General features: G+C 70.7%; 10 protein-coding genes and 1 pseudogene. 8 read left to right on the top strand and 3 right to left on the bottom strand.

Annotation, left to right across the window (positions count from 1 at the left end):
• The first annotated feature begins 135 nt into the window (after nucleotides 1-135).
• Nucleotides 136-1536, top strand: a complete 1401-nt coding sequence (ccoG, locus tag Q7W29_05760) for a cytochrome c oxidase accessory protein CcoG (protein ID MDO9171318.1) — start codon at nucleotides 136-138, stop codon at nucleotides 1534-1536.
• Nucleotides 1537-1538: 2 nt separating this feature from the next.
• Nucleotides 1539-1661 carry a hypothetical protein gene (locus Q7W29_05755; protein MDO9171317.1) on the top strand — a complete coding sequence of 41 codons (123 nt, stop codon included), beginning with the start codon at nucleotides 1539-1541 and terminating at the stop codon, nucleotides 1659-1661.
• A 74-nt stretch (nucleotides 1662-1735) separates the two neighbouring features.
• Here the strand turns inward: Q7W29_05755 and Q7W29_05750 are convergent, their stop codons facing one another.
• On the bottom strand, nucleotides 1736-2728 hold the full coding sequence (locus Q7W29_05750; protein MDO9171316.1) for a 2-oxoacid:ferredoxin oxidoreductase subunit beta: 993 nt from the start codon (nucleotides 2726-2728) through the stop codon (nucleotides 1736-1738).
• Nucleotides 2725-4569 (bottom strand): 2-oxoacid:acceptor oxidoreductase subunit alpha, encoded by a 1845-nt coding sequence (locus tag Q7W29_05745; GenBank protein ID MDO9171315.1) that lies wholly within the window; start codon nucleotides 4567-4569, stop codon nucleotides 2725-2727. Before Q7W29_05745 ends, Q7W29_05750 begins: the two co-directional genes overlap by 4 nt.
• Before the next feature lie 283 nt (nucleotides 4570-4852).
• Between Q7W29_05745 and rsxA the strand changes: the two genes are divergently transcribed.
• From rsxA to Q7W29_05715, 6 genes and pseudogenes are all read left to right on the top strand, one after another.
• On the top strand, nucleotides 4853-5428 hold the full coding sequence (gene rsxA / locus Q7W29_05740; GenBank protein ID MDO9171314.1) for an electron transport complex subunit RsxA: 576 nt from the start codon (nucleotides 4853-4855) through the stop codon (nucleotides 5426-5428).
• 30 nt (nucleotides 5429-5458) lie between these two features.
• On the top strand, nucleotides 5459-6277 hold the full coding sequence (locus tag Q7W29_05735; protein MDO9171313.1) for a (Fe-S)-binding protein: 819 nt from the start codon (nucleotides 5459-5461) through the stop codon (nucleotides 6275-6277).
• Nucleotides 6274-7647, top strand: a complete 1374-nt coding sequence (gene rsxC / locus Q7W29_05730; GenBank protein ID MDO9171312.1) for an electron transport complex subunit RsxC — start codon at nucleotides 6274-6276, stop codon at nucleotides 7645-7647. Before Q7W29_05735 ends, rsxC begins: the two co-directional genes overlap by 4 nt.
• A gap of 23 nt (nucleotides 7648-7670) precedes the next feature.
• The gene (locus tag Q7W29_05725; protein MDO9171311.1) at nucleotides 7671-8750 is read left to right on the top strand and encodes an RnfABCDGE type electron transport complex subunit D; all 1080 of its coding nucleotides are present in this window, start codon (nucleotides 7671-7673) and stop codon (nucleotides 8748-8750) included.
• Nucleotides 8747-9343, top strand: coding sequence for an RnfABCDGE type electron transport complex subunit G (locus Q7W29_05720; protein MDO9171310.1), 597 nt, complete (start codon nucleotides 8747-8749; stop codon nucleotides 9341-9343). Before Q7W29_05725 ends, Q7W29_05720 begins: the two co-directional genes overlap by 4 nt.
• An 8-nt stretch (nucleotides 9344-9351) precedes the next feature.
• A pseudogene (locus tag Q7W29_05715) lies at nucleotides 9352-9942 on the top strand (electron transport complex subunit E).
• Nucleotides 9943-10037: 95 nt separating this feature from the next.
• On the opposite strand, the gene Q7W29_05710 reads toward Q7W29_05715, so the two are convergent.
• On the bottom strand, nucleotides 10038-11114 hold a 1077-nt coding region (locus tag Q7W29_05710), incomplete at its 5' end, for an FAD:protein FMN transferase (protein ID MDO9171309.1).

The raw sequence follows: 11114 nt of genomic DNA, 5'->3' as shown, positions 1-11114 counted from the left end.
TCAAGGGCACCGAGGTGCCGGGCAAGGCGCCCGAGGGCGTGCCCGAGGCCGCAGCGGCCCCCGCGGCCGCGGCGGCGCCGCCGACCACCGTGGCACCGCCGTCCGCCGCGCCCGCGGCAGCAGGGGCGGCCGGCAATGGCTGAGCAGGGCAAGGGCAGGAAGGAGCGCCGCCGTCCCGACCTGGACACCGTCTACTCGATCAACGCGGACGGCTCGCGCAACTTCCTGCACCCGGCCGACGTCAGCGGCCGCTGGCAGGTCCTGAAGAACCTCGTCTTCATGGTGCTGCTGCTGGTCTACGCGGCGCTGCCCTGGCTCGTGATCGGCGGCCACCCGGCGGTCCACGTCGACCTGCCCGCGCGCCACGCCTACCTGTTCGGCCTCAGCTTCACGAACCAGGACTTCTACCTGATGTTCTTCGTGCTGACGGGCGTCGGGTTCGGCCTGTTCGTGGCGACGGCCCTCTGGGGCCGCATCTGGTGCGGCTACGCCTGCCCGCAGACCGTCTTCATGGAGGGCGTGTTCCGCAAGTTCGAGCGGTGGATCGAGGGACCCCGGGTCGAGCGCATCCGCCGCAACCTGGGGCCGCCGACGGCGGGGCGCTTCTGGCGCAAGCTGCTCAAGCACGTCGTCTTCCTGGGCGGCTCCTATGTCATCGCCCACGTCTTCCTGAGCTACTTCTTCCCGCCGCGCCAGCTGCTGCACGTGATCACGGGATCGCCGGCGCTCCATCCCACGGCCTTCGGCTGGTCGATGTTCTGGACCGCGGTCCTCTACTTCGACTTCGCCTGGTTCCGCGAGCAGACCTGCCTGATCATCTGCCCGTACGGGCGGCTGCAGTCCTCGCTCATCGACCAGGACACGATCATCATCGGCTACGACGAGCGGCGCGGCGAGCCGCGGCACAAGGGCCGGGACGAGGGCGGCGACTGCGTCGACTGCTACCGCTGCGTGGAGGTCTGCCCGACGGGGATCGACATCCGCAACGGGCTGCAGATGGAGTGCATCGGCTGCACCAACTGCATCGACGCCTGCGACGACGTCATGCGGCGGCTCGGCAAGCCGCAGGGCCTGGTGCGCTACGATTCCCAGCGGGCGTTCCTGGGCGAGCCGCGGCGCCCGCTGCTGCGCGCCCGCACGGTCGTCTACGGCTGCCTGGGCCTGCTCGGGCTGACGGTGGCGACGCTCTCGGCCGGCAGCCGCGAGGGTTTCCAGGCGAACGCCCTGCGCCAGGCCGGCATGCCCTACCTGTTCGAGGGCGGGCGCATCCGCAACCTCTACAACCTGCACCTGCAGAACAAGGGCGACCGCGCCAGCACCTACAGCATCGCCCTGACGTCCGGCGACCGGCCCGGCCTGGAACTCATCCTGCCGCAGCCGATCGTCCGGCTCGATCCCCTGGAGGACGGCCAGACGCCGCTGTTCCTGTACCTGGACCGCGCCCTGTACACGGGTTCCTTCCCGATGACCCTCACGGTGACCGACTCGCTCACCGGGGAGACCAAGGACCTCGACGTCCAGTTCCGGGGGCCGTGACGATGAAGCGCTGGCTGGGCCGCAATCCCTGGATCTGGATCGTCGTCTTCTTCCTGTTCGTGATGGGGATGAACGCGGCCTTCGTGGCGATCGCGGTCCTGCACCGCCCCGAGCTGGTGAAGTAGCCCCGACCCGGCGACGCACGACGAAAAGGGCCCGGCCGTGTGGCCGGGCCCTTGTTCCGTGGGGGCGTCCGCGGTCAGCCGACCTGCCAGGCGTCCTTCGTGTAGATGAGCTTCTTCAGGTCGCCCTTGCCCTTCTTGGCGGTCAGGGAGTCGATCTGCTCCTTCACGGCGCCGTCGTAGGTCGGCTTGTCGTGCTGGCGGAAGATGCCCAGGGCGTGCGGGAGGTCCTCCCGCTCGTCCAGGTAGGCCATGATGTAGGCCAGCGGCGCGGCCGTCGTCGGGTCCCAGACGTCGGCGTCGGCCGCCGCGACGACCTCGACCTCGCCGCCGGAGATGCGCAGGCCCTTCTCGTTGTCCTTGCCGAAGACCAGCGGCTGTCCCGGCTGCAGGTCGATCGTGCGCTCGGCGCGGGCGTCCTTCGTCGACCAGTCCTTCCAGGCGCCGTCGTTGAAGATCACGCAGTTCTGCCAGATCTCGACGAAGGCGATGCCCTTGTGGGCGGCGGCGGCCAGCAGGGTGCTCTTGATGTGCTTGGGGTTCGTGTCCACGGTGCGGGCCACGAACGTCGCCCCGGAGCCCAGCGCCAGGTTGATCGGGTTGAAGGGCAGGTCCACCGAGCCGTAGGGCGAAGTCTTGGTCTTCAGGCCCGCCGGCGAGGTGGGGGAGTACTGGCCCTTGGTCAACCCGTAGATCTGGTTGTTGAACATCAGGATCTTGAGGTCGACGTTGCGGCGCATGGCGTGGATCAGGTGGTTGCCGCCGATCGACATCGCGTCGCCGTCGCCGGTGACGACCCACACCGAGAGGTCCGGGTTGGCCGTCTTGGTGCCGGTGGCGATGGCGGCGGCGCGGCCGTGGATCGAGTGGAAGCCGTAGCAGCCCATGTAGTACGGGAAGCGGCTGGAACAGCCGATGCCCGAGATGATCGTCATCTTCTCGCGGGGCACGCCGATCTCCGCCAGCGCGGCCTGCGTGGCGTTCAGGATCGCGTAGTCGCCGCAGCCGGGGCACCAGCGGACTTCCTGGTCCGACTTGAGGTCCTTGGGAGTCAGTTGGACGGCGCTCATGACTTACCCTCCAGCACGGCGGTGATCTTTTCCCGAATCTCGCGCGCGGTGAAGGGCTTGCCCTTGACCTTGCCGAAGTGCAGGAAACGGTGGTCGGGGTATTCGCCCTGGAGCAGGCGGGACAGCTGCCCCATGTTCAGCTCCGGCACGAGGATCTGCTTGTAGCGGGCGAAGATCTCGTCCAGCCCGTACGGCAGCGGCCACAGGTGCCGCAGGTGCAGGTGGGCGACCGAGACGTTCTGCTCGCGCCGCAGACGCTCGGTGCCGCTGCGGATCGCGCCGTAGGTCGAGCCCCAGCCGACCACCAGCAGATCGGCCTCGCGCGGCCCGGAGGCTTCGGGCGTCGGGATGGTGTCCCGCACGCCCAGCACCTTGTCGCGCCGAATCTCGGACATCAGCTGGTGGTTCTCGGGGTTGTGGCTGACGTTGCCGGTGATGTTCTCCTTCTCGAGCCCGCCGATGCGGTGCTCGAGGCCGGGCGTGCCGGGCACGGCCCAGGGACGCGCCAGCTTCCCGTCGCGCGCGTAGGGCGCGTATCCGGCCGGGTCGGTGACCTGGGCGGCCGGGAAGCGCGGCAGCTTGTCCATCTCGGGCAGCCGCCAGGGCTCCGCGCCGTTGGCGATGTAGTTGTCGCTGAGCAGGATCACCGGCGTCATGTACTGCACGGCGATGCGGCAGGCCTCCACGGCGCAGTCGAAGGCGTCGGCCGCGGTGGCGCAGGCCAGCACCGGCAGGGGGGCATCGCTGTTGCGGCCGAACAGGGACTGCAGCAGGTCCGCCTGCTCCACCTTGGTCGGCAGGCCGGTCGAAGGGCCGGCGCGCTGCACGTCGACGATGATCAGCGGCAGCTCGGTCATGACGGCCAGGCCCATCGCCTCGGTCTTCAGCGCGAGGCCGGGGCCCGATGTGGTCGTGCAGCCCAGCAGGCCGGCGTACGAGGCGCCGATGGCGGTGCAGATGCCCGCGATCTCGTCCTCCATCTGGCAGGTGATCACGCCGAACTCCTTCAGCTCCGCGAGGTGCTGCAGGATGTCGGTGGCCGGGGTGATGGGGTAGGAGCCCAGGAACAGCTTCAGGTTCGCGAGCTCCGCGCCGGTGACCAGGCCCAAGGCCAGGGCGTGGTTGCCCATGATGTTGCGGTAGGTGCCGGGGATCGCGTTCTCGACCGGGACCACCTCGTAGCGGCCCTGGAAGACCTCGTGGATGTCGCCCGAGTTGTAGCCGGCGCGCAGGGCGGTCCGGTTGGCGTCGGCCAGTTCCGGCTTCTTGGCGAACTTGGCGGCGAGCCACTCCAGCGTCGGCTCGATGGGCCGGCTGTAGAGCCAGTACATCAGGCCCAGCACGTAGAAGTTCTTGCAGCGCAGGACGTCCTTCGACGTCAGCGGCGAGCCCGCCAGCGCCTCGGTGACGCGGGCGTTGATGTCGATGGCGATGACCCGGTACCCGTCGAGGGTGCCGTCCTCCAGCGGGTTGGTCGCGAGCTTGGCCTTCTGCAGGTCGCGCTCGGTGAAGTTGCCCGTGTTGGCGATGATGATCCCGCCGGGGGCGACGTCCTTGTAGTTCATGATCAGCGCCGCGGCGTTCATGGCCACCAGCACGTCGGGGATGTCGCCGGCGGTGTGGATGTCGGTGCTGCTGAAGCGGATCTGGAACCCCGAGACGCCCGCCCGCGTGCCGGCCGGTGCGCGGATCTCGGCGGGGAAGTCGGGGAACGTGGCGAGGTCGTTGCCGACCTTGGCCGTGGTGTCGGTGAACTGGTTGCCGGTGATCTGCATGCCGTCGCCGGAGTCGCCGGCGAAACGGATCACGACATCGTCCTGTCTAGTCACTGCGATCGACATGGCGGAACCGTCGCCTCCTTGCCCTGCGCCGCGCCGTGCCGGCCGTGCGCCCGGGAGTCGGAATGGGGGGGCCGTGGCCGGAGCCGACGGTCCCTGGACATCGCTGTGCGCGAGCGCTCAAAGTAGTCAAAGGAGGGGTCCGGGGCCAGAGAAGATCGGCGCTTCCGGACCAGGCGCAGCCGGAGCGCAATCGTCCAGGTTGTTAAATATTTGTCTTGATGGTCCCCGTTCAAGGGACTTACTTGGGGTCTGGTTATTTCCTTAACACGCAGAGGCGGTGGTCATGCAGCTCGTCCTGCTGGTGCTCAGCGCGATCCTCGTCAACAACTTCGTGCTGTCCCGCTTCCTGGGCATCTGCCCCTTCCTCGGCGTCTCGAAGAAGCTGTCCACGGCCCTGGGCATGACCGCCGCGGTCATGTTCGTGATGACGCTGGCGAGCACGGTCTGCTGGCTCGTGTTCCACGGCCTGCTGCGCCCCTACGGCCTGGAGTACCTGCTGACGATCTCCTTCATCCTGATCATCGCGGCGATGGTGCAGCTGGTGGAGCTCGCCCTGCAGAAGCTCAGCCCCGGGCTCTACCGTTCGCTCGGCATCTACCTGCCGCTGATCACGACCAACTGCGCGGTGCTGGGCTGCGCGGTGATGAACATCATGAACGAGAGCTCGCTGCTGGTCACCGCGGTCTTCTCGCTGGCGGCGGCGATGGGCTTCGGCCTGGCGCTGGTGCTGTTCTCCGGGATCCGCGAGGTGCTGGCCCTGGCCGACACGCCGCGCAGCTTCCGCGGCACGGCCATCGCCCTGCTCACCGCCGGCACCCTGTCGCTGTCGTTCATGGGCTTCGCCGGCCTCGTCAAGTAGCCGAGCCGCCGCCGTGGCGGGGGAGGGATCATGCTCGTTCCGACCGTCGTGCTGTCCGGGATCGGCCTGCTTTCCGGCCTGGGACTCGCCCTGGCGGCGCGCGCCTTCGCCGTGGAGACCGACCCGCGCCAGGACCGGATCACCGAGGCCCTGCCGGGCGCCAACTGCGGCGGCTGCGGTTTCGCCGGCTGCGGCGATTTCGCGGGCGCGGTCGTGCGCGGCGACGCGCAGCCCGACGGCTGCCCGGTCTGCGATCAGGAGACGCGCCGACTCGTGGCCTCCATCGTCGGCTTGACGGTGCAGGACCGCGCGCCCCAGGTCGCCCTGATCCTCTGCCAGGGCGGCGACGACGTCGCCGCCAAGAAGTACCGCTACAACGGGCTCGCCAGCTGCACCAGCGCGGCCCTGCTCGGCGGCGGCGACAAGGCCTGCGGCGCCGGCTGCCTCGGCCTGGGCGACTGCCAGCGCGCCTGCGCCTTCGGCGCGGTCGAGATGACCCCCAGCGGCGTGGCGCGGATCATCCCCGCCCGCTGCACCGCCTGCGGGCAGTGCGTGGCCGCCTGCCCCAAGGACCTGATCAAGCTGGTGCCCGCCGACGCGACCATCCACGTGCTGTGCAGCAACCACGACCGCGGCCCGGCGGCCAAGAAGGCCTGCACCGTCGCCTGCCTGGGCTGCAAGAAGTGCGAGAAGTCCTTCACCGGGGACCCGCGCATCAAGGTGGCCGACTTCCTGGCCTACATCGACTACGAGCACGCGCCGGACGACCCGGCGCTCGCCGCGCTCTGCCCGACGGGCTCCCTGGTCTACAGCGGCGCCGCGGCCCCGGCCGCCGAAAGGACGTCATGAAATTCCGCGGCGGCGTCCACCCCGCCTACCACAAGGACACGGCCGGCCTGCAGATCGAAGCCATGCCGCTGCTGCACCGCTACGTGGTGCCCATCGCCCAACACCTCGGCGCCCCGGGCAAGGTGCTGGTCGCGAAGGGCGACCGCGTGGCCCGCTGGCAGCCCCTGAGCGAGCCGGTGGGCTTCGTTTCCGTGCCGGTGCACGCGCCGACCAGCGGCACGGTCAAGCAGGTGGCGGCGCTGCCGCACCCGCTGGGCCGCCCCATGCTGGCGGTCGAGATCGAATCCGACGGCGAGGACCGGCCCTGGGAGGGCCTGGCGCCGCCGGCGGACTGGCGCCGGCTCGAGCCCGCCGCGCTGCGCCGCGCCATCCAGGCCGCCGGCGTGGTCGGCATGGGCGGCGCGACGTTCCCGACACACGTGAAGCTGAGCCCGCCGGCCGAGAAGAAGGTCGACCTGCTCATCCTCAACGGCGCCGAGTGCGAACCCTACCTCACCGCCGACCACCGCGTGATGCTCGAGCAGGCGGCCGAGGTCATGGAGGGCCTGGGCCTGATGATGCGCGTCCTGGGCGTCACGCGCGCCTGCGTCGGCATCGAGTCCAACAAGCCCGACGCGCTCGAGGCGCTGCGGCGGGCCTGCCCGGCGGACGTCGCGGCGGAGTTCAAGCTGCTGGAGACGAAGTACCCGCAGGGCTCCGAGAAGCATCTGATCTACGCCCTCTGCGGCCGGCGCGTGCCGCCCGGCGGCCTGCCCATGGACGTCGGCTGCGTGGTGCAGAACGTGGGCACGGCCGTGGCCTGCCTCGAGGCGGTGCGCGACGGGTTGCCGATGACCGAGCGCGTGGCGACGGTCACCGGCGCCGCGATCAACGTGCCGCACAACCTGCGCGTGCGCGTCGGCGCCCCGCTGCTGGACGTGCTGGCCCACTGCGGGGGCGTCACCCCGGACGTCGGCAAGGTCATCTTCGGCGGGCCCATGATGGGCATCGGCCAGTTCGACATGGACGTGCCCCTGATCAAGGGCACCAGCGGCGTGCTCTGCCTGCGCGACGACGAGGCGGTCCTGTTCGAGGGCGGCCCCTGCATCCGTTGCGGCGCCTGCGTCGACGCCTGCCCGATGGGCCTGGTGCCCAGCGCCATGGGCCTGATCGCCGAGCGGTTCCGCTTCGAGGAACTGGGCGACTGGCACATCCTGGACTGCATCGAGTGCGGCAGCTGCGCCTACGTCTGCCCATCGCGCCGACCGCTGGTCCAGCACTTCAAGCGGGGCAAGGCGGAGTGGCGCGAGATCCTGGACGAGCGCCGGGCCAAGGCCGAACGTGAGGCCGAACGCGAGGCCGAGCGCGCCGCCGCCGCGACCACGGCCTGAACCAACGAGGGTGAGGAAGGACCATGACCCTGGAACCCGGAGCCGGACCGGACGGCGTCCCGCGCGAGCCCGCGGCCCCCGTCGCCGAGCCCATCACGCCGCAGGACCTGATCGTCAGCGCGTCCCCCCACGTGCACGCGGGGCAGGACGTGCCGTGGATCATGCGGCAGGTGCTGCTGGCCCTGCTGCCCGGCCTGCTGGCCGGCCTGTGGTTCTTCGGCCTGGGCGCGCTGCGCGTGCTGGTGGTGGCGGTCGCCGGCTGCCTGGCCTGCGAGTGGGCCTGCGCGCGCCTGGTGAAGCGGCCGGCGACGCTGCGCGACTACAGCGCCGTGGTCACCGGCGTGCTGCTGGCGATGAACCTGCCTTCGGGCAGCCCCTGGTGGCTGGTGCTGATCGGCAGCGCCGTGGCGATCGGGCTGGGCAAGGCCGTCTACGGCGGTCTCGGCTACAACCCGTTCAACCCGGCCCTGGTCGCGCGCGTCTTCCTGCTGATCTCCTTCCCCGTGCAGATGACGACCTGGGTCGTGCCGCAGGGGCCGGGCACCGCCCTGGACGCCGCCACCGGCGCCACGCCGCTGGGCGCGATCAAGGAAGCGGTGGGCCTGGGCCGCACCGTGGCCGAGGCCGGCGCACCGGGCCTGCGCGACCTGCTGCTGGGCAACGTCGGCGGCAGCTTCGGCGAGGTCAGCGCGCTGGCCCTGCTGCTGGGCGGACTGTGGCTGCTGTGGCGCGGGGTCATCCGCTGGCAGGTGCCGGTCGCCTTCATGGCCGTCACGGCGCTGGTGACGGGCGTCGCCCACCTGGCCGATCCGGCGCATTACGCCTCGCCGCTGGTCCACCTCTTGGGCGGCGGCCTGATGCTCGGCGCCTGGTTCATGGCCACCGACATGGTCACCTCGCCGGTGACGCGCCGCGGCCTGCTGATCTTCGGCGCCGGTTGCGGCCTGCTCACCGCGGTCATCCGCCTCTGGGGCGGCTACCCCGAGGGCGTCAGTTTCGCGATCCTGCTGATGAACGCCGCCACGCCCCTGATCGACCGCTGGACGCGGCCGCGGGTCTTCGGCGAGGCGCGCAAGCTCTACCGGGAGGCCGACGCGGCATGAGGGAGATCCTGAACCTGTCGCTGCGCCTGGCGCTGATCTGCGCCGTGATGGCGGTCGTGCTGTCGAAGGTCGACGCCATGACGCGCGAGCCCATCGCCGCGGTCGAGGCCCTGGCCCAGCGCGAAGCCGTCGAAGCGGTCATGCCTCCGTTCGAGACGCTGGAGCCCGACACGCTCGCCGACGGCGGCATCTACTTCGTGGGCCGCGGCCCCGACGGTCCGACCGGCTACGCCTTCGCCGCGACGAGCGCGAAGGCCTACTCCGGCGAGATCGCGGTCATGGTGGGCGTGGACGCCGGCGGCCGGGTCCAGGGCGTGCGCGTCCTGCGACACGCCGAGACACCCGGCCTCGGTTCGCGCTACGCGGACGCCGAGGTGCTCAAGAGCTTCTACGCGGGCCACGGCCTGAACGATCGCGACTGGCGCGTGAAGAAGGACGGCGGCGACGTCGACGCCATCACCGGCGCGACGGTCACCGGACGCGCGCTGGCCGAGGCCGTCAGCACCGGGCTGGCGGGCTTCGAGCGCGACCGGCCGCAGCTGCAGGGCGCGGCGTCGGCCGTGGCGGCGGACACCACAGGGGAGGCGCGCTGATGGCGAACATGGGACGCACATTCGCCCAGGGGATCTGGAAGGAGAACCCCGTGTTCCGCCTGCTGCTGGGCATGTGCCCGACGCTGGCGGTCAGCACCTCGGTCAAGAACGCGCTGGGGATGGGGCTGGCCACGACCTTCGTGCTGGTCTGCAGCAACGTCATGATCTCCGCGCTGCGCAACTTCATCCCGCGCCAGGTGCGCATCCCGGGCTACGTCGTGGTGATCGCATCGTTCGTGACGGTCGTGGACCTGGTCATGCACGCGTACTTCTTCGAGCTTCACCGCAGCCTCGGCCTGTTCATCCCGCTGATCGTGGTCAACTGCATCATCCTGGGCCGCGCCGAGGCCTTCGCCGGCCGCAACGGCGTCGCCGTCTCGCTGGCCGACGGCCTGGGCATGGGCCTGGGCTTCACGCTCGGCCTGTCGGTCCTGGGCAGCGTGCGCGAGGTCCTGGGCAGCGGCTCGATCCTCGGTTACCCGCTGTTCGGGCCGGGCTACCCGCCGATGCTGGTGATGATCCTGCCGCCGGGGGCGTTCCTGACGTTGGGCCTGCTGCTGGCGGGCATGAACCGGCTAGAGGAGCGGCGCGCGATCCGCGCGGGGGAGAAGTACGAACCGCCGCGCGAGATGGACTGCGGCAACTGCGTGCTCTGCAAGCCGCTGTCGTCGCTGGCGCCGGCGCCGCCCGCCGTTCAGAAGTCCAGGAACTCCAGCGAGTAGCGTCCGCGGTACTCCGCGCGCAGTTCCAGGTCGCCCTTCAGGCCCGGCGTCGCCACGACCCGGGCCTCGACATTCCCGGTCCCCGGCAGCACCAGCACGGCCTCCACGTTGCGGTAGTGGTCGCGCAGCAGGGCCGCGGCTGCGTCGGGCCCCAGCACGAACAGCGTCGTGGACAGGCCGTCGGCCACCGTGGCGCTGCGGGCGACGACCGTCGCGCTCAGCAGCCCTTCGGCCGGCCGGCCGGTGGCGGGGTTCATGATGTGCCCGTAGCGCCGCCCGTCGATCTCCACGAAGCGCTCGTAGGAGCCGCTGGTGGCCACCGCCTGGTTGACCAGCCCGACGGTCGCGAACAGCTGGTCGCGGTCCAGGGGGTCGCGGATCCCCACGCGCCAGGCGTCCCGTCCCTCGGGCACCCCCAGGCAGAACAGGTTGCCGCCCAGGTCGATCATGGCGCTGCTGATGCCCAGCGCGATGAGGTTGGCCACGGCGCGGTCGACGGCGAAGCCCTTGGCGATGCCGCCCAGGTCGAAGCTCGTGCCGGCGTCCAGCTTGCGCACCGTGCGGCGGAAGGGGTCGTGCTCGTAGCGGCCCATCAGGGCGCGCGCCGAGTCGATCTGCGCCGGGGTCGGCAGGCGCCCCTCGCGGCGGTAGAAGCCCCACAGGCGCATCAGCGGCTCGGCGGTGGGGTCGAAGGCGCCGCCGCTGATCTGCCGGAATCCCTCCGAGACCCGCAGGCACTCGCTGAACCACGGCGAGATGGCGATGGTCGTGTCGGCGGGCGCGGCGTTCAGGCGGCCGACTTCGCTGGTCTCGCGCCAGGAGCTGAGCGCCGTCTCGATCGAATCGTAGGTGGCGTGCACCAGGTCGCCGGGCAGGCGGTCCTGCGTGCGGTCCCACACGTAGACCGTGCCCGACGCCTGCGTCCCCATCGTCTCGAAGGCGAAGGTGTGGATGTCGTCCTTGCGGCGGCACTCCAGGAACAGGGTGACCGCCAGCACCGCCATGAACAGGGCGCCGGCGACCAGGGGGAGGTTCGAGAGCTGGCGTTT

Source organism: bacterium, assembly GCA_030654305.1.
In the GTDB taxonomy this organism is placed as follows: domain Bacteria; phylum Krumholzibacteriota; class Krumholzibacteriia; order LZORAL124-64-63; family LZORAL124-64-63; genus PNOJ01.
This window is presented reverse-complemented; position numbering and strand designations above follow the sequence as displayed.